The organism is Furfurilactobacillus curtus (assembly GCF_045862785.1).
Taxonomy (GTDB): domain Bacteria; phylum Bacillota; class Bacilli; order Lactobacillales; family Lactobacillaceae; genus Furfurilactobacillus; species Furfurilactobacillus curtus.
Map to the genome: position 1 here is coordinate 52,445 of NZ_BQXO01000005.1, position 26,123 is coordinate 78,567.

23 protein-coding genes are annotated in these 26,123 nt (G+C 44.3%); 17 read left to right on the forward strand and 6 right to left on the reverse strand.

Going from position 1 to position 26,123, the window contains the following annotated elements:
- Positions 1-72 precede the first annotated feature (72 nt).
- A complete protein-coding gene (locus tag ACKTR2_RS08440; protein WP_407884436.1) occupies positions 73-2,256 on the reverse strand; it encodes a Tex family protein in 2,184 nt (727 codons plus the stop codon).
- 305 nt (positions 2,257-2,561) lie between these two features.
- Here ACKTR2_RS08440 and ACKTR2_RS08445 point away from each other — a divergent pair, with 305 nt between their 5' ends.
- The 5 genes from ACKTR2_RS08445 (at position 2,562) to sfsA (ending at position 6,825) form a co-directional block, all read left to right on the forward strand.
- A complete protein-coding gene (locus ACKTR2_RS08445; protein WP_407884438.1) occupies positions 2,562-3,302 on the forward strand; it encodes a VTC domain-containing protein in 741 nt (246 codons plus the stop codon).
- Complete coding sequence (locus ACKTR2_RS08450; RefSeq protein WP_407884440.1) at positions 3,284-3,961, forward strand: DUF4956 domain-containing protein; 678 nt, start codon at positions 3,284-3,286, stop codon at positions 3,959-3,961. Before ACKTR2_RS08445 ends, ACKTR2_RS08450 begins: the two co-directional genes overlap by 19 nt.
- A 101-nt stretch (positions 3,962-4,062) precedes the next feature.
- The gene (locus ACKTR2_RS08455) at positions 4,063-4,656 is read left to right on the forward strand and encodes a TetR/AcrR family transcriptional regulator (RefSeq protein ID WP_407884442.1); all 594 of its coding nucleotides are present in this window, start codon (positions 4,063-4,065) and stop codon (positions 4,654-4,656) included.
- Position 4,657: 1 nt separating this feature from the next.
- Positions 4,658-6,037 carry a CotH kinase family protein gene (locus tag ACKTR2_RS08460; RefSeq protein ID WP_407884444.1) on the forward strand — a complete coding sequence of 460 codons (1,380 nt, stop codon included), beginning with the start codon at positions 4,658-4,660 and terminating at the stop codon, positions 6,035-6,037.
- A 44-nt stretch (positions 6,038-6,081) separates the two neighbouring features.
- Positions 6,082-6,825, forward strand: coding sequence for a DNA/RNA nuclease SfsA (sfsA, locus tag ACKTR2_RS08465; protein WP_407884446.1), 744 nt, complete (start codon positions 6,082-6,084; stop codon positions 6,823-6,825).
- Between the two features lie 87 nt (positions 6,826-6,912).
- Here the strand turns inward: sfsA and ACKTR2_RS08470 are convergent, their stop codons facing one another.
- Positions 6,913-7,677: a flavodoxin family protein gene (locus ACKTR2_RS08470; protein ID WP_407884448.1), complete on the reverse strand. Its 765-nt coding sequence runs from the start codon at positions 7,675-7,677 to the stop codon at positions 6,913-6,915.
- A gap of 311 nt (positions 7,678-7,988) precedes the next feature.
- Here ACKTR2_RS08470 and ACKTR2_RS08475 point away from each other — a divergent pair, with 311 nt between their 5' ends.
- Positions 7,989-8,444 (forward strand): VOC family protein, encoded by a 456-nt coding sequence (locus ACKTR2_RS08475; protein ID WP_407884450.1) that lies wholly within the window; start codon positions 7,989-7,991, stop codon positions 8,442-8,444.
- 134 nt (positions 8,445-8,578) lie between these two features.
- Here the strand turns inward: ACKTR2_RS08475 and adhP are convergent, their stop codons facing one another.
- Positions 8,579-9,601, reverse strand: coding sequence for an alcohol dehydrogenase AdhP (gene adhP, locus ACKTR2_RS08480; protein ID WP_407884452.1), 1,023 nt, complete (start codon positions 9,599-9,601; stop codon positions 8,579-8,581).
- Positions 9,602-10,005: 404 nt separating this feature from the next.
- On the opposite strand from adhP, the gene ACKTR2_RS08485 reads away from it, so the two are divergent.
- Entirely contained in the window at positions 10,006-11,175 is a 1,170-nt protein-coding gene (locus tag ACKTR2_RS08485; RefSeq protein WP_407884548.1) for an MDR family MFS transporter, read from the forward strand.
- Between the two features lie 112 nt (positions 11,176-11,287).
- Here the strand turns inward: ACKTR2_RS08485 and nrdI are convergent, their stop codons facing one another.
- Positions 11,288-11,746 (reverse strand): class Ib ribonucleoside-diphosphate reductase assembly flavoprotein NrdI, encoded by a 459-nt coding sequence (gene nrdI, locus ACKTR2_RS08490; protein WP_407884454.1) that lies wholly within the window; start codon positions 11,744-11,746, stop codon positions 11,288-11,290.
- A 144-nt stretch (positions 11,747-11,890) separates the two neighbouring features.
- Here nrdI and ACKTR2_RS08495 point away from each other — a divergent pair, with 144 nt between their 5' ends.
- Positions 11,891-12,703 carry an HAD family hydrolase gene (locus ACKTR2_RS08495; RefSeq protein WP_407884456.1) on the forward strand — a complete coding sequence of 271 codons (813 nt, stop codon included), beginning with the start codon at positions 11,891-11,893 and terminating at the stop codon, positions 12,701-12,703.
- 113 nt (positions 12,704-12,816) lie between these two features.
- On the forward strand, positions 12,817-14,232 hold the full coding sequence (locus ACKTR2_RS08500; RefSeq protein WP_407884457.1) for a 4-hydroxyphenylacetate 3-hydroxylase N-terminal domain-containing protein: 1,416 nt from the start codon (positions 12,817-12,819) through the stop codon (positions 14,230-14,232).
- A 107-nt stretch (positions 14,233-14,339) separates the two neighbouring features.
- Here ACKTR2_RS08500 and ACKTR2_RS08505 read toward each other — a convergent pair whose 3' ends face one another.
- Entirely contained in the window at positions 14,340-15,713 is a 1,374-nt protein-coding gene (locus ACKTR2_RS08505) for a hemolysin family protein (RefSeq protein ID WP_407884459.1), read from the reverse strand.
- Between the two features lie 336 nt (positions 15,714-16,049).
- Here ACKTR2_RS08505 and ACKTR2_RS08510 point away from each other — a divergent pair, with 336 nt between their 5' ends.
- The 8 genes from ACKTR2_RS08510 (at position 16,050) to ACKTR2_RS08545 (ending at position 25,072) form a co-directional block, all read left to right on the forward strand.
- Complete coding sequence (locus ACKTR2_RS08510) at positions 16,050-16,907, forward strand: aminoglycoside 6-adenylyltransferase (RefSeq protein WP_407884461.1); 858 nt, start codon at positions 16,050-16,052, stop codon at positions 16,905-16,907.
- Positions 16,908-16,919: 12 nt separating this feature from the next.
- Positions 16,920-18,065 (forward strand): low temperature requirement protein A, encoded by a 1,146-nt coding sequence (locus ACKTR2_RS08515; RefSeq protein WP_407884463.1) that lies wholly within the window; start codon positions 16,920-16,922, stop codon positions 18,063-18,065.
- Between the two features lie 134 nt (positions 18,066-18,199).
- Positions 18,200-19,051, forward strand: coding sequence for a recombination regulator RecX (gene recX / locus ACKTR2_RS08520; RefSeq protein ID WP_407884549.1), 852 nt, complete (start codon positions 18,200-18,202; stop codon positions 19,049-19,051).
- Positions 19,052-19,142: 91 nt separating this feature from the next.
- Positions 19,143-19,820: a DUF975 family protein gene (locus ACKTR2_RS08525; RefSeq protein WP_407884464.1), complete on the forward strand. Its 678-nt coding sequence runs from the start codon at positions 19,143-19,145 to the stop codon at positions 19,818-19,820.
- Positions 19,821-20,304: 484 nt separating this feature from the next.
- The gene (locus ACKTR2_RS08530) at positions 20,305-20,631 is read left to right on the forward strand and encodes a bacteriocin immunity protein (protein WP_407884551.1); all 327 of its coding nucleotides are present in this window, start codon (positions 20,305-20,307) and stop codon (positions 20,629-20,631) included.
- Positions 20,632-20,846: 215 nt separating this feature from the next.
- The gene (locus tag ACKTR2_RS08535) at positions 20,847-21,371 is read left to right on the forward strand and encodes a DUF1836 domain-containing protein (protein ID WP_407884466.1); all 525 of its coding nucleotides are present in this window, start codon (positions 20,847-20,849) and stop codon (positions 21,369-21,371) included.
- 346 nt (positions 21,372-21,717) lie between these two features.
- Entirely contained in the window at positions 21,718-24,354 is a 2,637-nt protein-coding gene (gene adhE / locus ACKTR2_RS08540; RefSeq protein ID WP_407884468.1) for a bifunctional acetaldehyde-CoA/alcohol dehydrogenase, read from the forward strand.
- Between the two features lie 136 nt (positions 24,355-24,490).
- Positions 24,491-25,072, forward strand: a complete 582-nt coding sequence (locus ACKTR2_RS08545) for a hypothetical protein (RefSeq protein WP_407884470.1) — start codon at positions 24,491-24,493, stop codon at positions 25,070-25,072.
- 698 nt (positions 25,073-25,770) lie between these two features.
- Here the strand turns inward: ACKTR2_RS08545 and ACKTR2_RS08550 are convergent.
- Positions 25,771-26,067: a hypothetical protein gene (locus ACKTR2_RS08550; RefSeq protein ID WP_407884472.1), complete on the reverse strand. Its 297-nt coding sequence runs from the start codon at positions 26,065-26,067 to the stop codon at positions 25,771-25,773.
- Positions 26,068-26,123 lie beyond the last annotated feature (56 nt).

Sequence of the window (26,123 nt, forward strand, 5' to 3'; positions counted from 1 at the left end):
CAATTGGTAAAGTCCACCAATCACTGCCAACTTGCTAGTGCTCAGGCTCAAAGCGGCTGACTGCACTCTGAATCATTGATTCGGATCCAACATCGTCAGTTGAATGCGTTGCCGTTTTTGGTCAATTTCTTCAACCCAAACGGTGACAATATCGCCAACGGAAACAATTTCAGCGGGATTCTTAACAAAGCGTTTGGTTAATTTAGAAATATGCACCAGGCCATCATGTTTGACACCAATGTCAACAAAGGCACCAAAATCAATCACATTACGGACGGTTCCTTGTAACTTCATCCCCGGCTGTAAGTCTTCAATGGTCAGTACGTCATGGCGTAGTAATGGCGCTGGCATGTCATCACGTAAATCACGACCTGGTTTGAGTAAACTCGCGATAATATCAGTGATCGTTTCGACACCGGCCTTTGTTTCAGCTGCTAGTGCTTGCTGATCAAGGGTCCGCATCGTTTTAATAAACGTTGGTTCGCCGAGATGCGTCACGTCAAAACCGGTTTCGGTCAAAATTTGGTTTGCAGCTCGATAGCTTTCAGGATGAATATCAGTATTATCGAGTGGGTTATCGCCACCGATAATGCGTAAAAATCCGACCGCTTGTTCATAAGCTTTTGGACCAAGCCGGGGGACCTGCTTTAATTGACGTCGATCCGTATAACGGCCGTTTTCATTTCGAAAAGTGATGATATTGGTCGCAATGGTTTGGTTTAAACCAGAAATATGAGTTAACAGTTCGGCACTGGCCGTGTTCAGATTGATGCCGACTTGGTTAACCGCCGTTTCAACCACTGTATCTAATTGTGCCGTTAGGTCTTTGTTAGGCACATCATGCTGGTACTGGCCAACGCCGACACTTTGGGGATCGATTTTGACTAATTCAGCGAGTGGATCCTGCAAGCGCCGACCAATACTGATGGCACTACGTTCTTCAACGTGTAGGTCAGGAAATTCATCCCGGGCCGCCTGACTAGCGGAGTAAACGGAAGCGCCGGCTTCATTAACGATGACGTATGAAATGTCACGAGGGATGCCGCGTAATACTTCCGCGACAAACGTTTCTGATTCCCGCGAGGCGGTCCCATTACCGATTGCAATCATCGTGACTTGGTATTGTTCCAGTAAATCATGAAGTTGGCCTGCAGCGGCTTGACGTTTGGAGGTTGGCGCCGGCTTATGGGGATAGATGACTAATTTAGTCAAAAATTTACCATTAGCATCGATGACGGCAAGTTTACAGCCAGTGCGATACGCCGGGTCGAATCCAAGGACGACCTGGCCTTTCATGGGTGCCTGCATGAGAAGGTGATAAAGGTTTGTGCCAAAAACTTGGATTGCATGTGTATTGGCCGTGTCAGTCAGTTCACGCCGCAATTCGCGCTCAATCGCTGGGCCGATAAAACGCTTGTACGTATCGGTGTAGGCTTCGGTAACCAATGGAACGGCAGGGCCTTGATGATGACCGACAATTCGAAAACGTAAAAAGTTGAGAATCGCTGATGAATCAACAGCGATGTTAACTTTTAGAATATCTGTTTTTTCACCGCGATTGATCGCTAGTGTCTGGTAGGCGGCCATCTTGATCAAGGGCTGTTCAAAGTCGTAATACTGTTGATAGACGCCGTCCTCGTCGAGAGTGGCTCCTTTGGGTTTTACCGTGACGACGAGTTTTGCATGGGAGCGAGTATAGTCACGAATAAACGCGCGAAAGCTGGCCTCTTCGCCAAAGGCTTCTGCGAGAATCTCGTGGGCACCGGCGTAAACATCGGCCAGTGTAGCTAAGCCTTGGTCAGGTGCCAGATAGGTTGTTGCTACTTGATCAAGCGGTTGGTTAGCAAAAGTTAGCAACCACTTGGCGAATGGCAATAATCCTTTTTCTTTAGCAATGGTGGCCTTTGTACGCCGCTTTTGTTTATACGGCAGATAGAGATCTTCAACGGCTTGCAAAGTGGTTGCCGCAGAAATTTGCTGGGCAAGTTTAGGGGTCATCGCCTGCTGTTCGGTGATTTGTTTGGTGACCTCAGCCTTTCGAATGGCCAATTTTTCGAAATGTTGCCAGGTGTCTTGGATGGTTCTGATTTGAACTTCATCTAGGCTACCAGTCATTTCTTTTCGGTACCGGGCCACAAACGGAATGGTGTTGCCGTCATTTAATAACGACAAGGTGGCCGTGAGTTGGTGCTGAGTAATGTCAGATAAAGCGTCGTTGACTTGATGTAATAAGGTTGGATCTAATTCGCTGGCCATAGTACCTCCTAATTCGTGCAACTATAAAAAGTTCTTTAATCATTATACGTGAATTTCCCATTGCCTGTGGCAAGGATTCTTTTATCGCACAGTGTTCGATAGATTTGTAACAGTATTGAGTGTTTTAGTGATAATTATCAATTTAATTAGGCGGGCTAATCATCAAAAACATATAGATTGCGATTAGACCGGCGTTTCGACTCATCGAAACATTTGCGCACACTTACCTATTTTTAATGTACAGTGTTCGAGAGCCGTGTTATACTGATTCGGTTTTTAGATCACGAAGAAAGTAGGCAGTCAAAATGATGGCAAGCGTAGCGACAACACCAACCATACCAATGGTGTTTGAGCGACATGAACAAAAATATGTCATGAGTCAGTCCATTTATCAGCAATTATTAGTGGCGCTAGGTGACGAAATTAGCGTGGACCAATACGGACAGCAGACGATTTCCTCGCTGTATTATGATACCGCCGATTATTTATTTGCGCGGCGACAGTTAGATGACAGTAGCTACCGGGAAAAGCTTCGCTTACGGGTCTATGGTAGTCAGATTACGGCAAAACAAGCGGCATTTGTTGAATTAAAAAAGAAAGTCCAGGGTATTACCTATAAACGTCGGATTCAGCTGTCCTACCAGGCAGGCTGTGATTATTTGGGCCATCGAGGAATGCCAATGAGGCCCCAACACGAAATGAATTATCGAGAGATTGATCATTTTGTTCAGCAAACAGCCTTGCCGACGCGGACGGCTGTGATTTACGAGCGCACGGCTTACTCAAGCCAACGGGGATTGCGGGTAACTTTTGATGAGAATATTCGTTGGCGATCCGGCGACATTGATTTGACCACGACTGCACCGACGAAAGCGTTATTAGCACCGGGAATGGTCGTCATGGAAATTAAAATTCCGCAGGCATTACCTTTAGCTTGGAGCCAAGTTTTTGCGAGATTACATCTGTATCCACAACCATTTTCAAAGTATGGCCTAATTTATAAGTACGGTATTTTGGGGGGCAAACAATGCTTATCAGCTATTTAGGAAAGGCTCATCACTTGGTGACCTTTGAACAGATTTTAATTACAACATTAGTGACATTGGTTTTGGGGCTGATCGTGGCTTTTGTCTATATGTATCGAAACCACTACTCGCGTCATTTTATTTTTGCGGTTGCGATGTTGCCCATTCTCGTCCAAGCGACGATTATGATCGTGCATGGCAATTTAGGGGCCGGGATCACAGTTGCCGGTGCGTTCAGCTTGGTTCGATTTCGGTCAGCACCTGGGAATGCGCGTGAGATGGTGACGATCTTCTTTGCAATGGCAATTGGCCTAGCCACCGGGCGTGGCTATTTACTATATGCCATCTTTTTCACCGTGATCGTTAGCCTCGCCATGCTGTTATATACCATGATTGATTTTGGTTCTGGAAACGAGAACGAACGATTGATGAAAATCGTGGTGCCTGAAGACTTAGAATATGAGCACGCGTTTGATGATATTTTTGAGCGTTATACCAAAGAAGTTGCTCTGAATAACGTACGTACGACTAATTTAGGCAGTTTGTTTGAGTTACAATATCGCGTTATTTTGAAACAAGCGGACCAACAAAAAGCGTTTATTGATGAGCTACGTGAGCGAAATGGCAATTTAGAAGTGGCTTTACGAGCAGACATTTCTGACACTAACAGTGCTTTATGAGTGACTAACGGTGTTGGAGATTTCATGAATTGTCGTGCTGTGCCAGCGCTCAGCTCCTTTCGCACTGGTTCCACACTGATTTTAAAAAAGGAGATCACTTCATGAAGCGAACCTTATCACGAGAATTGATCGTTGCCGAAGCGAATAAACTGGCTGAAAAAGAAACCCTGCACAACTTATCATGGCGAGGAATCGCCCGCCACTTACAGGTTCAGCCACAGACTTTATATCATTATTTTCCTAGTCTAGGCGATTTAAAAGCGGCTGTCGCCGAGTATCAGCGCGGGCAACTGGAACGACAACTGTATGCCAATTTAGTGCCAGTGTCCGGGGCGGATGCATTATATGTTTTTGCCGAAACAATCTTCACCTTTGCGCAAAATCATCCCTCGTTTACTGAAATTATGACCGACCAAATTCAGGGGCGAAATTCGTCAGAGTGTGTCACTGACCAACAAAGTACCGTCGTTAAAATTCTCGATGATATTTTGAAACCAATGATTATGGATGATGATAAACGCTTACAGGTGAAGCGCTTCTTACTAAGCTCGTTGTTTGGGTACGCAAAGCTTTCTTTTAGTGGTTTCTTTGCCGAACAACAGGCGACCGCCGATTCTTTAAAAACAATTGTGACCTTTTTAATTCGAGCGATTCCAATTGATGGGCAAACCCCAACTTCTTTACAAGGAGATTAGCATGTTTCAAACCAAAAAGCAGCGACATCGCTGGGCACTAGCCACTTTGATTGTGGTCATTATTGGCTTACTCATTGGGGCGTTTGTCTGGATTAGGGCGACTTCGACGCGCCAGTTACCCTTAGGCACCCCCCAACCCAGCCACAAATTAGCGACGGTTAAATTAACTGGGCCATTATCACAGACGACTGACACACATCCAGTGGCGACCTTTAAAATAACAGATGCTAAAACAGGTATTAAACAAAAGGCCTATGTCAAAATGCAGTGGCAAGGGCAGAGTTCACGGCGTTATGATAAGAAGAATTGGAAGTTAAAGTTCTATCGTGATAAAAAGCTGAAACATAAATTGAAGTGGCGCGCTCAGCCAGGATGGAAGAAGCAGAGCACGTATGTTTTAAAGGCAAATTATATTGATGCCACACAAGCTAGAAATTTGGTGAACGCTAAGTTGTGGTCATCAATGGTGGCAACGCGTGATGGTGCACCCAAGCAACTGGCAGACGCGCAGAATAATGGTGCAGTGACTGGTTTTCCAGTTAAGGTCAAAACTAACGGCAATCAATGGGGTGTCTATACACTTAACACTGCTAAGAATGCTAAGCTATGGCATATGGACAAGCACAATCGCGAACATATGGCATTGTCGAGTAATGGCTGGACTCGTAGTGACTTGTTTCGAGCAGATGATGTCGACTTTAATGCCACGGGGTGGACGCCTGATGTGCCAAAGACACTAAGTACCGCACAAAAGGATGAATTTCGGCGGTTAGTCCACTTTGTCAACACGAGTGATGACCATCAATTTAAAGCAAAAGCTGGCAACTATTTGGACGTTAACTCGGTGATTGATATGTATTTGTTCACCAACTTGATTCATGATCAAGACGGTCTTGGACGCAATTTTGAATTGGTCACTTATAATGGTCAACGGTGGTCAGCGACCATGTATGACATGGATTCAACTTGGGGATTATACGAAAATGGGCGTCATCTATATCCATCTGGAACAGCTGTCTCACATAATTATCCTAATCACGGCGATCTCAAGACAGCGGAAGGCAATCGGTTGATTCAACGGGTCGTTCAGGCCTATCCCCAGCGGGTACAAGCACGCTGGCGACAACTGAGGAAGCAGACGTTAACGCCGACGGTTGTTAATCAGGATTTCACCACGCTGATGACCCAAATTGGGGAGCAAAACTATCAGCAGACGTTTAAATTAACACCTGGAATTCCATCAAAACGACTGACTAGTTTAATGCAAGTGCGACGTTCAATTAAGCGGCAATTTAAAGACAGCGACGCATTGTTCAATAATTACACAAGTAATGTTCAGCACTTAAAGTTTAACTATGTGCCGCCAACGCCAGTTCAGTAAGAAAGCCTACAAGTTACTAAAGTTAGTCAAAGAAGGTGATGGGGATGCTTTATCAAGACTCACAATTAGCCACATATATCGATCGACCAACTCGGTTTACATGTCGAGTGCGATTATATGGCGTGATGCTTGAGACTCATTTAAAGAATACTGGTCGTGGCGCAGACGTGCTCTTAGCAGGGGCGATTGTGGTCATTGTGCCAGCCATCAATTCAACGCGTAAGACGCATTGGGATCTAGTTGCTGTGCGGAAGCAAACAGAACGCGGTAATTTTTGGGTGAATGTTGATAGTTCAGCTCCCAACCAAGTCACCAAAGAAGCGGTTGCGTCCGGATTGCTGAAATTTCCTGGGTTAACTGGCACGATTACTGAGTTTCGCCCAGAGGTAACCTTTGGCGATTCACGGGTCGATTTTAAAGGTAGTACCAGTACCGGAGAGGAATTTTTTGTCGAAACAAAAGGTTGCACCTTGGAAAATCAAGGGGTAGTCGCCTTTCCTGATGCGCCGACGGTCCGAGCAGTTAAACACGTCTATAATTTGGACAAAGCGATGGCGGCTGGGTATCGAGCCTACCTAATGTTTGTAATTCAAATTGATAACATTGATTTATTGACCTTAAATCAGGCAATGGCACCTAAATTAACGCAAGCGATCCGCGACGCACTTCCACAAGGCTTACAAATTATGGCTTATTGTTCAGCCGTTGATGAATTCGGGATTGCGCTGCATCGTCCAACGCACTTTGAGATTGATGCGCCTTTTGTTGATCCTCAAGCGGCTGGCTGAATTTTTCAATCATTAATTGAATTGTTTAAAATAAAACGATCGCATGTCCCAGATGGGCAATGCGATCGTTTTAGGTTAGTTAAAAAATTAGTGACGGCGGTGCACCATAAAGGTGACAACATGCAAAATGATTGCTAGTAAAGTAAAGAAGATGATGACAAAAACCGCCCAGTTGAGCCAAAAGTTCGTTTGGGCAATGACCGGCGCCAAACCAGTCTGGATTCCCATCGTGATTAATGACATGATTGCAATCATCATAAATAGTTCGACATAGCGCTTCATGGTATTGTCATCTCGTTTCGCTTTGTTTGGAAGTTTGACGCCCCATTTGCGACAGGTGTTCAAGGTTTGTTCAGGAATTCGATCGCCATTTTTTAAGGTGCCAGGGCATACGATTTCATGAATTTTGATCAGACCAGCCGCATTCATCACCGTATCAATTTGTCGAAACGTGGCGTCGGTGACACCCGTAAAGAGGTTATCCAGCGGACTAATATAACAATCGGTGATGCTAAGGTAATGCTTATTTTTAAAACGATCAGGGTGCGCGTCACCAACATGATCAATGCGGACTAAGCGCCAACGAAGGCAGTCTAAAAAGTGCTTCATGATTCCTGATAGGCCACCCCAATAGGTGGGTGCTGCAAAAATCCAGACATCACTAGTCAATAATTTTTCAGTTAATGCATCTAAGACAGGATTAGGAATCCCAGTATCGGGGTGGATGTCATAGTCAGCCAAGTAAATTAATTCTGTTTCATGCGGCGCTGGAACACTAGCCAAAGTGGCCGTCAATAATTGCGCGGTGACACCATGTTCTTTATGGGCGCCGAGGATTCCCAAGACTTTCATGAATGACCTCCGACTGCTTTATTTATCTAATGATAAATAAATTTAAAAAATTAACTATGTTTCTAGGATAGCATAAAATATTGGTAGCTGTCGGCTACTTTGGTAGGTGGAAAAGTGGTTTGCATCCCATAAATCTCGACAATGGTTTATCGGCTAATGGTGTGTGAACTCACCCGGTCTGGCTCACGCTCTGTTTTTAAATTGACACTTTTGTCATTTTTCATTATACTTTGTCATGCATTTGAAATGGGGGACCGACTATCGTAACACGTATACATCCTTATATTCACTTCCCCAACGCCAAAGCCGCAATGAGCTACTACCAAGAAGTTTTTGGGGCAACCGATTTATTTCGGATTCCGGTTACGGAAGCAACTGCGCGGGAATTGGACTTAATTGATCCTAATCTAGAAGATTCAACAATTCATGGTGGTTTTCGCGTTATGGGTTCACAGATTCTGTGTGCGGATGATTTCATGGATCAGCCACAGCACGCAACAAATATTGCGATTATGCTGGACTTTAACGCTGACGACAGTGAAGAAGTTGTGCAAGCACAAAAATTCTTTGATCGAGTGGCAAACTCGGGGCGCGTGCGGGTAACTAATTCGTTTAGTGCTGCTTATTTCACTGGCAAACGTGGTGAATTTACTGACGAGTACGGCGTTAACTGGATCGTTAGTTGTCGACCACACAACTGGATTGAACACACTCCGGTGATTTCTGGCGATCAGAGTATTGCCCCAATGCAGGACACGCCTAGTTAGGGCTAACTAAATAAAGCAGAAGCAAAAAGAGAGCGGGACATAAGTCACTTGACTTATATCCCGCTTTTTGACGATTTAGATTGGAAATGAAATTTAGTTTTTGGTTTTGTCCCAGACTCTTTTATAAATGAGCATTAGTTGTTGTGAACAAAGTCAACCACATTACGCCCAACCACTGTGTTGTCCTTTAATTCTTGAATCATATCGTTGATTTCTGATAACTTGCGGGTGCGAACGATTGGGTGAACCAAGCCTTCAGCACCGAATTGGAATGTTTCAGCTAAATCTTGACGAGTCCCAACGAGTGAACCAGCAACGACGATACCGTCGAGCACTGTCTTAGCAATGTTCAATTGCATGTCACCTTGTGGTAAAGCAACGGCAACTAGCTTACCATCTGGGCGCAATGAGTCAACGGCTTGGTCAAAGGCTGAAGTTGTAACGGCAGTCACTAAAGCAGCGTGAACTCCACCGACTTTTTCTTGAATTTGTTCGTCAACGTTGCCATCGTGACGGTTAATTAAGATATCTGCGCCAGCTTGTTTAGCGGCTTCCAACTTGTCTGGGTTCCCATCAACAGCAATGACGTGCGCGCCAAAAACGTGTTTAGCGTATTGGATGGCCAAGTTACCTAAACCACCGGCGCCAACAACAGAGACCCATTGGCCTGGCTTAACGTCAGCCACTTTAATGGCTTTGTACATTGTTACCCCGGCACAAGTTAAGGAGGTGGCTTCCACTGGATCTAGGCCATCGGGCACCTTAACGGCGTAGTTGGCATCCACAATGACCTGTTCAGCCATGGCGCCATCAACGGTAAAGCCTGAATTTTGCACCTGACGGCAGAATGTTTCGCGACCAGTTAAACAATATTCACAATGACCACAGCCCTTGAAGAACCAAGCGATAGAGACCCGATCCCCTACTTTAACGGCGTCCACGCCATCGGCCACTTTAGAGACGATCCCAACGCCTTCGTGTCCAATGATTCGTCCAGGCTTGTCACCGAAGTCACCGGCGGCAACGTGTAAATCAGTATGGCAAAGACCACAATATTCAACATCAACAAGTGCTTCACCAGGTTTTAAATCACGTAAGGTAACATCTTTAACATCGACGAAGCCATCAACATTATCGCGAACAACAGCAGCTTTCATGAATTGATCTCCTTTTGATTAGAACTAATTTTTGCTTTCAACAGTTTAATCATATCAGGAAGACTCTGAAAATTAAAGTGAATTGATGAGCATTTGCAAACTTTTTTCATCATTTATCTGTCTGTGAAAAACAAAAATGTGGATAAATCGTTTTTTTAATCACAATTAGTAAGGAATTTTCATTATCGAATTTGTGAATAACACTTAAAAGACTCTAATCCACAATTGACCAAAGCTTGGTAGATCTGATTATGATTGTCGACCGAAATCGATACGCACCGCTAGTTTTAAGGCCCAAACTAATTATCCGCGACTGGAATGTGTATGGCGTGATAGAATGGCCTTAAGGACGCGAATCGTGCAAAATTAAGGAGCGGATTTTTCTGAAAGTCCAACGCAAAGACATCAAATTTAGTTGGTTATTTGTTGCCTCACTGTTAAACAATGCGGGTGCGAGTTTTCTTTGGCCATTAACGACCATTTATTTACATAACTACCTCCACGAATCATTAACGTTAGCTGGTTGGGTATTATTAGGAATGTCGCTTATGATGATCGTCGGTGACTCAGTTGGTGGATACTTATTTGATCATTGGAAACCTTGGCAGACTGGGATTATGTCGGCGGCGCTAGCGACCCTCGGCGTCGTTGCCTTGATTTTTTGGCACGGCTGGCCCGTTTATGGCTTGCTACTGTTGGTAATCGGGTTCGGTGATGGCGTCAACATGACGATTTTAAACTCTTTGGCAACGTGGGTGACGACAACTTCAACGCGGCACGTGTTCAATATGCTCTATGTTGCGATGAATATTGGGGTGGTGATTGGCACCTTAATCGTTGGTTACGCGATCAAATTCGGCATCACCACGGTCTTTATCATTGCCGCGGTATGCTATGCTGCGTTGACGTTAGTGGTAACGTTACATTTCAATGTAGCGCCTAAGACACACCGTGCTAAAAGCCAAGTTGCAAGCCAACGTCGCACCCAGATGCCTTTACTGGTGGGCCTGATTTTGTTGCTGCTATTGGCAATTAACTTAGCATATTCCCAGTGGGAGAGTGTTATTTCCGTGCACATGACCAATCTGGGGATTCCCGTGTTGAATTACAGTTTACTGTGGACGCTAAATGGCCTGATTATCGTGATCTGCCAGCCTTTTATCACACGGTTTAGTGAGCGTTTCCGCATTGAAAATGTCATTTTGGTAGGAATTACATTATTTGCAGCTTCATTTTTCATGCTGATTTTTGCTCGCAGTTATGTAGCGTTTATTGTGACCATGATCGTGCTAACGTTCGGGGAAATGATTGGTCACCCAGCTTTACCGGCGTGGATTGCGGTCAAAGCCCCCGCTACCGAGGCTGGAAGATATCAAGGCTTCTCTAACATCGCGATTGCTTTTGGCCGGGCAATTGGCCCCTTATTCGGTGGACTTATGCTGGACTATGCGACATTTTCGAAGCTGTTTTTGGCTGTCGGAATTGTTCAAATGATCGCGCTATTTGCGGTCTATGGCCGGGCGCACTTTGAACGGCAACGAAAAACAGATGTGGCTAAGAATGCCCGTGACTAATCAGGTACCATTGAGAGTTAAAAGAAGCTTAGTTTGGATAACGTTAAAATCGCCGCTTCCCCAGTAATAAGGGAGCGACGATTTTTGGCGTTAATTTAATGCAGCGATAGCTTTAAATCTGATTGGTTCGATCAACTAAAACGTTATAAACTCGTTTAACGTCAGCATTAGTACCACGGAGTTCATAATCGGCCAAGAACGGGAAGCCATAATCATTTGCGTATCGACGCGCAGTTAAACAATATTGCTCGTTGAAGTTACGGTTGCCGGATCCAACAACGCCAAGGCAGTGCTGACGATTGTTACCGTAAGCAATGTATTCACCTAGCACGTTGGTCATCAATTCCTTAACGCCGTTATCAATGCCATTTCCACCGTCTAAATAGGTGGGAACAAAGGCAAAGTAAGGCACTGTTTCGTGTGTAAAATCTGTTTGTTCAGAAATTTCTACAGCGTTAACTTCTGGTTGATTAGTGTCGGCGATATGTTGTTGTTTCGCATATTCAGTCAGGTGTTGGATGAAATTGCGTGTATTTCCTTCGATTGAAATGTAGCGAATGTTTAAAGCCATCGTGCCACGCTCCTTTGCAAAAGTTCAGGACTAATTGTTCAAAGTTTACAGCACGATGTTTTTAGAAACCAGTCTTGACGAAATTAAATCCATGGTCAAGTCATGGTCCAGATGGCGTAAACTGGGTGATAGTGGAGGAATGACATGGAACAATATTTAATTGTGACCGATATCGATGGTACCTTGATTCCTAAGACGCAACAAGTCTCTGATTTGACGCAAGCAGTGTTTCGTAAATTACAGGCACAAGGGCATGAGATTTACGTGGCAACGGGGCGGATGTTGGCCTTGGCACGGTCAATCACCGACCAGTTCACGATTCCGATGGGAATCATTAGCGCTAATGGTGCTGTTATCGCCCAGGATAATCAAGTTAAGACGCACTTATTAGGGCAAGCTGCTGCGCTAGCTGCATACGACATCTGTGATCATTTAGATTTAACGATGCGGTTATTTACGTTAACAGATACGTATCACAACTCTCGCGACGAATCAGCATTAGCACACATGCGATTTTTGCGTAAACGGGTGCCAACTTCAAGAATGATTCCACTGAAATCACGCACCGATGTCTTAGTTATTGCTGATCAAGTGACAAACGGTCTGGCGGTCAATCGGGCAGTCGATAATCGTTTAATTCAAGCCCGTCGTGAGTTTATGGAAACGGGCCTATTTTCGTTATCAGCATCAAGTGAAACCAACATTGAGCTGATTCCCAAAGGGATTAGTAAAGCGACGGCGTTAAAACAAGTGCAACAACAATTAGGGATCGACGGGGATCATACGATTGTTTTTGGTAATGGGTTAAATGATGTCCCGATGTTTAAGGCGGCCACGACCAGCGTTGCCATGGCCGATGCGCCACAGGCGGTTTTAGACGCAGCAACTGCCATCACGGAACCGGTCAATCAAGATGGGGTACCGCGCTTTTTGATGAACCGGTTCAAAATGAATTAAGCCCGTAGACGAAATTTATGCAAACGCTGCCATATTTCTATGTCATACTAGTAAGTGAACTACGGCACAAGGCCGTAGAGCGGGTTTAAATATCAACTTGAGAGGTTACAACAATGATTAATCCAACAGATTTAGATGACGGTCGGACGATCTATTTAGATGGCAGACGAGTGGAAAAACCTTCGTCGGTTAAGTTGTTTACTGATACCTTGACCTATGTAAATGCGTATTATCGTTTGCAACAAGAGCAACCAACCACTCATTTATATGATGACCATGGGACGCCAACCGACATCGTCTTCAAGACGCCTAAGACAGCAGCGGATTTAGCCGCTAAACGCCGTGTCTATCAAGAGATCGCCAGCGTTGCCTATGGCATGTTGGGTCGAACCCCAGATTTTATTGACTCAGGAATGGCCACGCTAGCAGCACATAGTGAGTTTTTAGGCCATAATCAATATACGGACTTTGCGGCTAATGCTAAGGCTTACGCGGAGCGGATTAAACGCGATGACGTGTTTGTTTCTCATGCGTTGCAAAACCCACAAATTGATCGAGCCCAGGATTTGCATGAAATTACTCAAGGCGCACCTGGTGTTCATGCCACTGAAGTGACCGATGAAGGAATTTATGTCAGTGGCGCCAAAATGGTAAATACATTGGCTCCATTGTCTAATGAACTATTGATTTTTAATACGCCTAGCTTGGTTACCGGCGATGATGACTATGCTTTGGCTTTCTGGCTGCCAAATAATGCAAACGGTTTGAAGATTGTGTGTCGCAAACCATTTAATCGACCCGGACACAGCACCAAAGACTACCCACTGTCGAATGCATTTGATGAGATTGATGCGTACATTATTTTTGATCATGTGTTTGTACCATGGACGCACGTCTTTGTCTTCCAGAATGTTGCGATGTCAAACAGATTCTTTATTGACAGTGGGCTATTTCAACACACAACGCATCAAGATCAATCACGGGGGGCCGTCAAATTTGAATTTGTCACGACCCTGGCAATTGAATTAGCTCAAAAACTTGGCGTTGACCGTTACTTGAATGTCCAAGAGATGTTAGGCGGACTGACCGCTAATCTAGAATTGGTGCGCGGCGCACTGATTAATTCAGAATTGACAGGGAAGGTTGACGAGGCTGGGTTGTTTGGGCCTAATGTTCAACCGTTACTGGCGATTCGAGCGCAGTTGCCGAAGATGTATCAGGAGGCAATTCTAACGATTCAAAAAATTGGCGCGGGCTCGATGATGGGAGTGCCCGATTTCCGTGATTTTGGCGGGGATTTGGGTGAAACGTTACGTGCTGTCATGGGAAGCCATTTAATGGATGCGCAAACTCGGGCAAAACTGCTCAATTTAGGCTGGGATGTCACCGGTGAAAGTTTTGGCCAACGCCAATTGATGTATGAATACTATCATGGTGGTGATCCTGTACGGATTCGTGCTTCGCATTATCAAGATGAAGATCTCACAAATGGCCGGAAAATGCTAGCTGACGTGATGAAGAAAAGTTAACGTAAGCAAAAAGAGAGCGGGACATAAGTCACTTGACTTATGTCCCGCGTTTTGACTATTTAGATTTTAGTTTTGTCCCAGACTCATTTTCGATTAGTTAGATTAAATTATGCATCATGTTCATCCGTCGAAGAGTCAATTGCCTCACCTTGACTAACCGGCTTTCGAATCACTTCAAACCAATTGATATAGGCGTTCTCGTAATCAAGGGCAGTAAACTGAAAATCACCAATTTGGTAATGATCACCGGCTTTGATATCAGGTTCTTTTTCGATAATGTAGCCGGTCAAAGTGACCACTTCTGATTCTTCAAAAGCTTTGATATCCGTCTGGAAGTAACGTTCGAAATCGTAGAGTGTCATTTTACCGGAGACGTGATAAGAACCATCGTCTTGTTTAAAGATATATTCATCAGAGACATCGTCGATTTCATCATGAACGGTGCCAAACAATTCTTCGTAAATATCTTTGTCTGTGACAATCCCAGAGGTCCCCCCGTATTCATCGACGACGACGACGATTGGCGTCTGTTTGATAATCATTTGTTGTAAAACATCTTGGATCGGCATCGTTTCAGGTACAGTAATAATATTACGTAAAATCTTGGCAACACTGATGCTGTCATCAGCCTGACTCTGTCGAATGAGGTCGTAGTTGTAGACATAGCCTAGGATTTTATCCTTATCGCCGTCCGCAACAACTGGTAGGCGGCTAAATTGCTCAGTTAGATAAACCTGCAGGGCATCTTTAACCGTGTCGGTAACATCAATCACTTCCAGCTGAGTCCGATCGATCATGATGTCGCGGGCCACTTTATCATTCATTTCAAACGCCCGTTGCATGAAGACGTAATCTTCCTGATCTAATTCACCACCCGTGACAGCATTACGCGACAGATTTAAAATTTCTGCCTGGCTAAAGGCTTCATCACTTTCCGATGCTGGTTGCATCCCTAACATGCGAACAATCCCGTTTGCAGAGGTGTTCAATAGCCAGACGAATGGATAGAAGGCGACATGAAAATACCGCAAGGGAGTTACCACCACCATCATGACCTGAAACGGTCGATCGATGGCGATATTTTTGGGGACGATTTCAGTGACGACGACTTCAAAGTATGTCAACAGAATAATCCCTACGATAGAACCAATTGCATGACCAACGGTGGCGTTTAAGCTCAAATGAGCAGCGCCAAATAGATCCATGAGTAGCTGAGCGACGGTTTCTTCACCGATCCACCCTAAGATAATGCCACACAAAGTTGTCCCGACTTGAGTGGTTGATAAGTATTCATTTAAGTTGTGGACCATCCGTGTGGCCACATCAATTTTCTTAGATTTCTTGTCGCGTTTATCTTGCTCTTCTTCGAGGACACTAGGCCGCGTTTGGACTAACGCGAATTCAGCGGCAACGAAGAAGGTGGCAAACACGAATGTAATTAGCATGATGATCAAATTACTAATTATCTGACCACTATCCAACGAATATTCCCCATTTCTTGTTACAAACCATACAACATTATAACGCGCAAGCAGTGTCGTGGCTATCATGTCAGCAATTAAATCGGGTTCGTTTGATTTTATGGTTGAAGGCTAGGTACATATCCACCGGTCGGATGGACGCAATCTGACCGATCATTTGTAAGCGTGCATGATGTGGGCGAGTTGTTTTGATTCGCGTCAGGGGCTAGTTTGACGAGCGTTTGAATCTAAGATAGACCTGATTTTCAGTGGCCTTTCATGCGGGAAAACAGGTTTTGTGCGGTATAATGCCACTAAACCGGCGTGATTGTGGATCAGTAGAAGGGGGTATTGAAGATGCAACAGCGTAGTGCGGCAACCATGATGCACTTGATTCGGCAAGTTGCTGAAGCAGATGAAAATATTCGAGCAGTTGGCATGGAGGGCTCGCGAAATGATCCTCAGGCCCAACAAGATGAATTTTCTGATTTTGACATTACTTATTTTGTCGAAGACCCGACACCATTTCGACAAAGCGATGATTGGCTAGCAGTATTTGGTGAACGAATCATCATGCAAAAGCCCACGGAGGCCATGTTTTCTGGAACCAAACTGCCATGGTATCCCTACTTAATGCAATTTAGTGATGGTAATCGACTGGATTTAAAGATCGCCAGTGTGAATGACAAAGACGCTTATTTAGCTGCAGAGCATTTGAATCAATTGATTTTAGATAAAGATGTTCCAATTGTCGATCAGCCAGATTTGTCAGATTGGGACTTTCATATCATGGCGCCCTCTGAAGAAGATTATCAGAATAGTGTCAACGAGTTCTTTTGGGTCAGTCTATATGTCATAAAGGGGTTGAAACGTGGCGAACTTCTTTACGCAAATCAGTTTTTTGAACGTCCAGTCCGTGAAGAACTGTTGAAAATGTTGGAGTGGTCAGTGGGCATTAATACGAATTTTCAACTTAGTGCGGGAAAAAATGATCGTCAATTACAAAGTGCGTTGTCAAAAGACGATTACGACAAGTTAATCGCGACTTATCAACTTGAGTCATCAGTAGCAACGTGGCATGCACTACAAACGGCAACGCAACTATTTCTCGCCACTGCCCGAGTCGTAGCAGATCAACTAGGTTTTGATTTTCCTGATTACCCGGCTACAGTAATTGCCTACGAAACTAAGCTGATGGCTGAGCGCAGTGAGTGAGGAACATAAGCGATGACAGAACTACGACAACGTCCCGAGGTTACCAATCTTGAGCTGTTTTATGACTTGATTTTTGCTTATGCGATTAGCCGGATTACGACAGTCTTACACCTCGTGCACCATGAGGTGATTCCTGGACGGTATCTTTTAGAATATTTGATTATGTTTTTTATGTTCTGGACAATCTGGACCTATCAAACAGTACTGGTAAACCGATTCTTTCAGGAAAATGTCCAACATAGTTTATTCATGATTTTTGACATGTTTGTGGTCATCATTTTGTCGCAATCGTTGAACCCTAATTTTGAATCGACGCATCCTACATTCGCTGGATCTACGTCGGTATTACTCTTTAGTATTGCGCTCCAGTACTGGCTGCGAGCACGACATTTGCATGATGATAAGCAGTTGGCGGTTGCTAAGGGACTGGCTAGAACGCTGCTTATTAGTGGCATCATTGGTGCGTTGACGATTATTCCTTGGGCTCCATATTTAATTCGCGTCACGGTGTACGTTGGTTCAATGATTTATGCTAATGTTGGCCCAGCCTTTTTAAAACAAGCGCTAACGGAATTTCCAGCGCTCTTTGAACATTTAACGGAGCGTTATTCATTATTTACGTTGCTGTTATTTGGTGAAGCGATTATTGCGGTTGCTAGTATGATAAATGTGCATCGCTTTAATTGGCTAGTGATCCCTTTCTTTTTAACCATCGTGGCACTGTTCTTGGGCTACTTTGCGATGTACCAGCAGGGCATTGATCGTCATCAGAAAACAGCAGGTATTACGTTAATTAACATCCACTACGCCATTTTTGTCGGTTTGGATTTAGTCACGGCATCGATGGATCTCTTTTTAAACGGTGAACTAATTGGCTGGCAGTTCGTTAGCCTAGTTACGTTGGGATTATGGGGATTTAGCGGCGGTGTCTTAGTGGTTCTGGCCACGTATCCGAAACATGGTTTACAAATTTCTCTAGGCAAGGCGCTTAGTTTGCTGACGGTCGGATTAGTGTTGCTGGGCGGCGTCTTGATGTTAATTAAAGCGCACGTGGCAGTTACGATGGTCTTGCTAGCAGTAGTGACACTTTGCGCTGGCGGGATAACATGGCAATTTTTGCATCATGGCTTTGAGCAGCATATTGAAGATAATGTATAAGGAGGCTAGTCGTGAGTAACGAAGAGAATCGACCGATTCGGATTGGTGATGTTGGGCAACCGCGCCGTTCGGCACCTAAAAAGCAGCCGCAATCTGGAAAAAAGATTGCGGCTGACTTATTGAAACAAGCCCAAATGAAACAAGTTCAATCCAAACAGTCTAAATCACAGCCTGAAGTCAAATCGGCCCGTGTCGTGACCATGATCGAGGCGCAAAAACGCGCGGGTCGATATAATATTTACCTAGACGGGCAGTATGCTTTTCCGGTGAGCGAATCAGTCCTCATTGAATTTCGCTTGTTTAAAGGCATGACCATTACGCCAGAATTGCAAACGCAAATAGGCGATGCTGACGATGTTGCCCGAGCTTATAATCGGGCGCTCGATTATTTATCTGGGCAATTACGATCAGAGCGTGAGATTGTGACAAAATTGACCAGCTTAGATATTCCAGCCGACGTTATTGACGCGACGTTACAACGATTACGAGAACTCCAATTAGTGGATGATTTGGCTTATGCAAAAGCTTATGTGCGAACAATGATTAAGACTTCTGATAAAGGGCCGGTGGTGATTCGCCAGCATCTGCGGCAAAAAGGAATTGGTGAAACCTTGATTGATCAAGCGTTGGTCGAATTTTCTACCGACGATCGATTAGCCAACGGCATTGCGACAGCAACCAAATTAGCGAAGCATTACGCGAACAAGCCTTTTGCGATTCAAAAACAGAAGGTCCGTCAGAGTCTGATGCAAAAGGGTTTCCAACAAGCAATCATTGAACAGATCCTAGCTGAGGTCACCTTTGAACGGGATGATGAGCAGGAAGACGCGTTGTTGCAGCGGGAAGCGACAAAGGTTTGGCAACGTAATCGGAGCTATACGGGTCGCGAGCGTCAGAATCGTACTAAGCGAACGCTATACGGAAAGGGCTATCAACTGACAGATATTAATCGTGAATTAGAACGATTGATCAACGAAGAAGATTAAAGAGCAAGTAAGTTGTGCCACTTCTGCTTGGTTTAGTAAGATCTAATTGAAACACTTATGATAAGTAATGTTAGTAAGGAGATGATTGACCATGAAAACAAGAGCTGAATTAAAGCAGTCAGCTAAAGATGTGCTTCGAGGACATTGGGGACAGGCAGTCGGGCTGAACGCGTTGACGGTAATTTTAGCGTATGGCAGTTTTGGCGTGTCAATGCGACAACAATATGCGAATTTTAACGTGAACGGTCAAGTTGGCAGTAGCAGCTTTTTAGTTAGTGTGTTAGCTGTAGCGATTAATTTTGGGGTCTGGTTTACTTTTTTGAGTTGGATTCGCCAGCCAAATCGTGAGATTCGACCATTGCGGGATGCCTTTAGTGTAATCGCGACACCAGCAGTCTTTGCCTTGTTATTACAATGGCTGATAATTACTTTCGTGGTCGGGATTGGCTTGTTTTTGTTATTGATTCCCGGAATTATTGTTGGTTTAATGTGGAGCCAAGCCGTTTATGTCTATAAAGATCTCCATGATGCCAATCCTGATGCCAGCGTTTGGCAAGGCATGATGCCTGCCTTATCAATAAGCGCTCAGTTAATGCGTGGTCACAAATGGGAATTCTTCGTGTTACAGCTTAGTTTCTTAGGCTGGATTCTGCTAGGAATGGTGAGCTTGGGTATCGGATTCTTCTGGATCACCCCATACATCAATGCGACTTCGGCAGCTTATTATGATGAGTTGGAAGCAAGCAGCGACGTTGACTTAACGATGTGATGTTTCTGTGGCTGAATTTTTTAAACTTTTTGACTAGGTCATAATGAACAGTATTTAAACAAGAGAGTGGGAAATGACGCCGAATTGAGAGCGAGCACAAGCGAAAAAGTGAGCATCTTCCGTACTTTGGAAGGTGAAGTGAACCCCCAGAGTTGGACAAAATCCAACTCTGGGGGTTTTACTATGACCAAATATAATGATGAATTTAAAGCAAAAATTGTCGCAGAATACTTAGCAGGCGTTGGCAGCACGTTTTGACCATGGAGACGTGGTGCACAAAAAACGAAGCCCGACGCCTTTTATAAGTTATGTCCCAGACTCTTTATATTGGTTTTCAGTGAAACTGACCCTAGCAATTAAAATTGCCGAGTTGACCTCAATTGACGTAAGCAGTAAGGTAACTTGTGAAACTGTTGTATTTTTAATATATACATTGGGGGACATAAAATTGACCAAAACAGATGTTTCAGCGACTAAATTTGATATTCAAGCGATTTGTCGTGACCTTTACCAAGTGCTTGATCAACGAAGCAGTAAAAATTCACAATTATTAGATATTTTGGACGTTTTACAACAGGTTACCAAAACAGTTTCAGACACATCGAATCCAGAAGCGCTAGTCAACCGGTTAGTCAACTATATTAGGATTGTTGCTTCAACGGGCAAGCTCCATTTTTCTGGGCCCGCTGAAAAGTTAATGATTCAACTGAGTGGTATTGGACAAAAAGCCGGGTTGAACGGTGCATATATGGCTGATTTTTCAGATAAATCATACTTCTATCGGCCATTTGAAAAATATCCACAACACTAAAAATGATCCGCAACCTTGTGAAGGGCAACAATGACTGAGTCGACTCAATTCTATGGGCGATTCATTTAAAAGATGGTCATTGCCTGAATCAAATGAGCTGAATGACAAGTGATCGTATCAATGTGGTTTTTAGTATCACCTAGTTTACAACACTAGATGATGGTGATATCATTTGCTTAGACGTAAACAGCCAATGATCAGCGGAGGATACAGTGATGGCAGATTCTTTTGAACGGTATCATAAGTGGGAACAACATTTAGCTGAAGTGACCTTGCCAAAGTGGGATGAGTTGCCGAAATTTGATCTGTATATGGATCAAGTGGTGGCCTATGTAAACGATACGTTAGGTCCACTGGACGTGGATTCAGTGACCCCCGCAATGATTAATAATTATGTTAAACACAACATCATCTTGGCGCCAGTGAAGAAAAAGTATCAGGTCATGCAGGTCGCGGATATTTTATTGATCGGCTTGCTGAAACCGACGTATGCGATGGACACGATTCGTCAAGGAATGGATCAAGTCACGGCTAGTCTTTTTCCTAAACGAGCCTATGACACATTTATTGACTTGATGTTATCCGGCTTACGTGGTGACTTACCAGAAGCGCCGGCAGATAATTTGAACGATCAGATGATGGTGACGGCTGTTCATGCCATTCTGGATAAAATGAAGTCAGAACAATTGTTGAGTTTGACCAAAGAAATCGTGACACCTAAACCAGTTGAACAGAAGTAAATAAAATTTTGTCATTCATTAATTGATAATTAACAGGGTGGTCTTTTCTTTTGAGAGAAGGCCTTTTTTTAGTTTGTCGTGAATGCCGATTGTGATACAGCTGCTTAAACCAAGGTTACTAGCGAGAGAAAGTTTCTGAATTCACAATTGGAAAATAAACGTTTTTTCGATAAAATAGAAAAATATTTACAACATAGCAAGCGCATTATCATAGAGTTAAGCGCTTACATTTTTCTAGGTATCAAAAACTTGGATCAAAATGCTTGAAAAGTTTTTACAACGTGTTAGACTACTAATTGTGAAAGAGATAACAAACAGACATCAATCTGATGGAGGCAAACAAAGCATGGTTGTAAAAGTTGATAAAAAAGCTGAAAAACAAACCACGAATGTCGCAAACATGATCCAAAAGTTGGTCGATAAGGGCCAAACAGCGCTCGCAAAAATGGATGGCTACGACCAAAAACGCATTGATCATATCGTGCACGAAATGGCAATGGCTGCCTTAGACAAACACATGGAATTGGCCAAACTGGCCGTTGAAGAAACTGGCCGTGGTGTCGTAGAAGATAAAGCAATTAAAAACATTTACGCGTCAGAAAATATCTGGCACAAAATTAAGGATGACAAGACAGTTGGTATTATCCGTGAAGATGATGTAGAAGAGATCACCGAAGTAGCTGAACCACTTGGCGTGATTGCCGGAATCACTCCCGTCACCAACCCAACGTCAACGGTAGTCTTTAAGGCTGAAATCGCCGTGAAGACCCGTAACCCGATCATCTTTGCATTCCACCCACAAGCTCAAAAGAGTTGTGTAGCAGCTGCGACGATTGTTCGAGACGCAGCAATTGCGGCCGGTGCGCCAGAAGGTATGATTCAATGGATCGACGAACCTTCCATTGAAGCAACGGATGCCCTAATTAACAATGATGGCATTGCTTCAACGTTAGCAACTGGTGGTCCTGGCATGGTGAAGGCAGCCTACTCAACTGGGAAGCCAGCTTTAGGCGTTGGCCCTGGTAACGGTCCCGTGTACGTGGAAAAATCAGCTAATATCAAACGGGCGGTTAACGACATTACGTTGTCGAAGACGTTTGATAATGGGATGGTTTGTGCATCCGAAAACTCAGCGGTGATCGATGCAGAAATTTACGACGAAGTAATGGCCGAATTTCAGCGTTTAGGTTCCTTCTTAGTTAAGAAGGCCGATCAAAAAGCCTTAGCTGACGCTATGTTTAATCCAGTGACACATGGTGTTAAGGGGCCAATCGCTGGTAAATCAGCTTATGATATTGCCAAATTAGCTGGTATCAAAGTCCCAGAAAACACGAAGGTTCTATTGGCAGAAATTGATGGTGTCGGTCCAGATTATCCATTGTCAGCTGAAAAGCTATCACCAGTCTTATCCGTCTACAAAGCAGCTTCTCGCGAAGAAGCCTTGAAGCGCTGTGAAGAATTGTTGAACTTTGGTGGCCTTGGCCACACAGCCGGCATTCAGACAGAGGATCAAGATTTGATGACCGAATTTGGCGTTCGCATGAAGGCCAGCCGGGTATTGGTTAACACACCATCAGCTGTTGGTGGGATTGGTAACATTTACAACAACATGATTCCTTCCTTAACATTAGGAACCGGTTCATGGGGTAAGAACGCTGTTTCGCATAACGTGTCATCCTTTGATTTGATCAACGTGAAGACGATTGCGAAACGGAGAAATAATATGCAATGGATTAAGATCCCAAGCAAAGTTTACTTTGAAAAGAATTCCGTTCGCTATCTAACTGATATGGAAGGCATTGAAAAAGTCTTCGTCGTTGCTTCACCTTCGATGGTTAAGAACGGTTATGTGGATATCGTGCGCGATCGGTTGCGTAAACGACCAAATGGCACAGACATTCAAATCGAAGTCTTTGATCAAGTTGAACCAGACCCATCAACGGACACAGTTGATCGTGGGGTTCGGTTAATGAACGAATTTAAGCCAGACACAATCATTGCCATTGGTGGTGGTTCGCCATTGGATGCAGCTAAGAACATGTGGATGTTCTATGAGCACCCAGGTGCTGACTTCTTCGGTGCTAAGCAAAAATACTTGGACATTCGTAAACGGACTTATACGTTTGAAAAGCCAAACAAGGCGAAGTTTGTCGCGATTCCAACCACTTCAGGCACCGGTTCTGAAGTGACCCCATTTGCCGTTATCACGGACTCACAGACCCATGTCAAGTATCCATTAGCTGACTACGCATTGACACCAGATGTTGCCATTGTGGACCCGCAATTCATTATGACGGTACCTAAGAAGACGATTGCCTACTCAGGCTTAGATGTCTTCTGCCACGCCTTAGAATCTTACGTTTCTAGCTTGGCCTCTGACTACACACGGCCATGGTCATTACAAGCCTTGAAGTTAGTTTTGAACAATTTGACCGCTTCATACAACGGTGACACGCATGCCAAAGAAGAAATGCATAATGCGTCAACGTTGGCAGGAATGGCCTTTGCTAATGCTTACCTAGGCATTAACCACTCGATTGCTCATAAACTTGGTGGGGAATTCGACTTGGCTCATGGACTATGTATCGCCATCACGTTGCCTCACACGATTCGGTACAATGCACAAATGCCAAACAAGTTGGCGATGTGGGCTAAGTACGAATACTACCGTGCTGATGAAGACTACGCTGATGTTGCTCGTTACCTTGGCTTAAAAGGCAACACGACTGAAGAATTAGTTGAAAGCTTAGTCCAAGCCTTTATTGACTTAGCACACAGTGTTGGTGTTGACTTGAGCCTGAAAGCTAACGGGGTCGACAAGAAGCACTTTGATAAAGTTGTCGATCATTTAGCAGAATTGGCTTATGAAGATCAATGTACAACAGCCAACCCGAAGCAACCGTTGATTTCCGAATTAAAGGAAATTATGGAAGAAGACTATGACGGCAAGGGTGTTGAAACAAAAACTCGTGGTGCCTACTAAAAGACATCAGTGGTCGGTAATAAGATAAGTTAAAGAGAATGATCGGGTTCACTCACAACGCTGTGAGTGAACCCGGTTTTTGTTATAATAAAAGTTCATTGAATTATTGGTCAGTCAGATGTCGAGGAGGGCGGTCATGCGTAGCCGAACAAACATTATTTTTATCGTTATTGCGGTATTGGCAATCGGGGTCAGTGTGTTAACAATTCACCCAGTTGCTCGCCAAACTGAGGCGACCCAGCCGTCGACATCAACTAACAAACCTCATTCAACGGTCAAAAAGCCGGCTAAAAATCAGACTCAGCGACCACGAAAGGCGGCCGTCAAACCTAAACCCGCTAAAAAGACTGCTGTCGCGACCCAGACTGTCGGTGGATATACGCTAACCAAGCGAGCAGTTGATTTGCCGACAGGCTTAGCTAATGGACAAGCGACCAACGAATGGTCGTCGCCAATTACGCTAACCTTGTCGACGTCGGCGTTAGCAAGCGGTAGTGATGGCAATTTGGTCCGTTTTGACGGTTTACAGGTAGGCCAATCTTATCGATTGTGGGTGCAACCTTCTGGTAGCGATCAGGCTTATGAAATTAATTACCAGCCAACCAGCGCGTCGCAATATGTTCCTACACCACTATTGCGAACGGTTTATGAAGCAGCGCAAAAGACGTCACCAGATGTTAGTCAACTGACAATTTATAATAGTCGTCGAGTTAATTAGACTGACAAAGCCAAAATCAAACTCCTATCAAGGGGGGATGGCTGCCGACCAACCTGGACTTCACGGGCATTCGGCTGGAACGCCGTGGACCTGCTTTGAACCCGGAAATACGCCGGTTTCAAAGTCAGGTCTTATCGTAAGCGCGTTGCGCTAACGATAACGACACTGGCTGAGCCGATGCCCGCTACGTTCAGGTTGATCTGTCTGTGGTTTAACTCGCTTATCTTTTGGCTTGATGCGTGATCTTATTTTGACACGTTCATTCTCGAATTATCTTGATCTGATCGAGCTTGTATATGCTGTAAAAGCCGCTTACTCTGGTTAGAATTAAGAACACCAAACACTGTTTGTCGGCAAGCAACGAACGAGTAGACTTATCAAGTGAAGTGAGCGTCTCGGTAATGATCGGCCGGAATATCGATGACAAGCGTGATTCCGCCAGAGTGTTGATGACTGATGTGCCAGCGTTAGCGGAATCGTGATTTTAACCGCAAAATGAGGCGCACTTAAACTTTATGCCAACGTATAAAAACGACTTTCACATGATGGATAAACCCCTCATCATGCGAAAGTCGCCTTTAATATCGGTTAATTACCAACTTATGCTTTGCGCTCGTTTTGTCGATTAGAAATCAAATTTATAGTTTACTGTTGATGCCCCAAATGCGTGTTTGCTGTCAGAGCGAATGTTGTTCAAGTTACGGCTTTTTGTGAGTAGCTTGATCGGCAAGTTTAGCAGCTTCTGCTCGCTGAGCTTCGAATTTACGCGCATGATCTGCTGCAATATCTAACTGTTTGTCAACTAGTTGTTTAGCTGCAATCTCGCGAAGATCATGTTTACCAATCGCGGCCTGACGTGGGCCGTCGTCGGCGTCTAAAATGGCTTGTGCGTACGCGGCAAAATCACTTTTGAATTGAGCGGTTACTTTGAAATGGGGACCAAAATACGCGTCCACAGTTTGCCAAAGCGTTGTAATTTCATTTTGAGTCATCATTATCGCCACCGTTTCTATTAGATTAGGCTCATTATAAGTCCGAATTATGGCAGAAT

What these genes read in the sequence shown, in the direction of transcription:
- ACKTR2_RS08515 (WP_407884463.1), top strand. Translation starts at nt 16,920, where the DNA reads ATGACAGAACTACGACAACGTCCCGAGGTTACCAATCTTGAGCTGTTT.
- recX (WP_407884549.1), top strand. Translation starts at nt 18,200, where the DNA reads ATGAAACAAGTTCAATCCAAACAGTCTAAATCACAGCCTGAAGTCAAA.
- ACKTR2_RS08470 (WP_407884448.1), bottom strand. Translation starts at nt 7,677, where the DNA reads ATGAAAGTCTTGGGAATCCTCGGCGCCCATAAAGAACATGGTGTCACC.
- ACKTR2_RS08440 (WP_407884436.1), bottom strand. Translation starts at nt 2,256, where the DNA reads ATGGCCAGCGAATTAGATCCAACCTTATTACATCAAGTCAACGACGCT.
- ACKTR2_RS08525 (WP_407884464.1), top strand. Translation starts at nt 19,143, where the DNA reads ATGAAAACAAGAGCTGAATTAAAGCAGTCAGCTAAAGATGTGCTTCGA.
- ACKTR2_RS08495 (WP_407884456.1), top strand. Translation starts at nt 11,891, where the DNA reads ATGGAACAATATTTAATTGTGACCGATATCGATGGTACCTTGATTCCT.
- ACKTR2_RS08535 (WP_407884466.1), top strand. Translation starts at nt 20,847, where the DNA reads ATGGCAGATTCTTTTGAACGGTATCATAAGTGGGAACAACATTTAGCT.
- ACKTR2_RS08545 (WP_407884470.1), top strand. Translation starts at nt 24,491, where the DNA reads ATGCGTAGCCGAACAAACATTATTTTTATCGTTATTGCGGTATTGGCA.
- ACKTR2_RS08550 (WP_407884472.1), bottom strand. Translation starts at nt 26,067, where the DNA reads ATGATGACTCAAAATGAAATTACAACGCTTTGGCAAACTGTGGACGCG.
- adhP (WP_407884452.1), bottom strand. Translation starts at nt 9,601, where the DNA reads ATGAAAGCTGCTGTTGTTCGCGATAATGTTGATGGCTTCGTCGATGTT.
- sfsA (WP_407884446.1), top strand. Translation starts at nt 6,082, where the DNA reads ATGCTTTATCAAGACTCACAATTAGCCACATATATCGATCGACCAACT.
- ACKTR2_RS08450 (WP_407884440.1), top strand. Translation starts at nt 3,284, where the DNA reads ATGCTTATCAGCTATTTAGGAAAGGCTCATCACTTGGTGACCTTTGAA.
- nrdI (WP_407884454.1), bottom strand. Translation starts at nt 11,746, where the DNA reads ATGGCTTTAAACATTCGCTACATTTCAATCGAAGGAAATACACGCAAT.
- ACKTR2_RS08475 (WP_407884450.1), top strand. Translation starts at nt 7,989, where the DNA reads ATGAGCTACTACCAAGAAGTTTTTGGGGCAACCGATTTATTTCGGATT.
- ACKTR2_RS08460 (WP_407884444.1), top strand. Translation starts at nt 4,658, where the DNA reads ATGTTTCAAACCAAAAAGCAGCGACATCGCTGGGCACTAGCCACTTTG.
- ACKTR2_RS08500 (WP_407884457.1), top strand. Translation starts at nt 12,817, where the DNA reads ATGATTAATCCAACAGATTTAGATGACGGTCGGACGATCTATTTAGAT.
- ACKTR2_RS08445 (WP_407884438.1), top strand. Translation starts at nt 2,562, where the DNA reads ATGATGGCAAGCGTAGCGACAACACCAACCATACCAATGGTGTTTGAG.
- ACKTR2_RS08510 (WP_407884461.1), top strand. Translation starts at nt 16,050, where the DNA reads ATGCAACAGCGTAGTGCGGCAACCATGATGCACTTGATTCGGCAAGTT.
- adhE (WP_407884468.1), top strand. Translation starts at nt 21,718, where the DNA reads ATGGTTGTAAAAGTTGATAAAAAAGCTGAAAAACAAACCACGAATGTC.
- ACKTR2_RS08455 (WP_407884442.1), top strand. Translation starts at nt 4,063, where the DNA reads ATGAAGCGAACCTTATCACGAGAATTGATCGTTGCCGAAGCGAATAAA.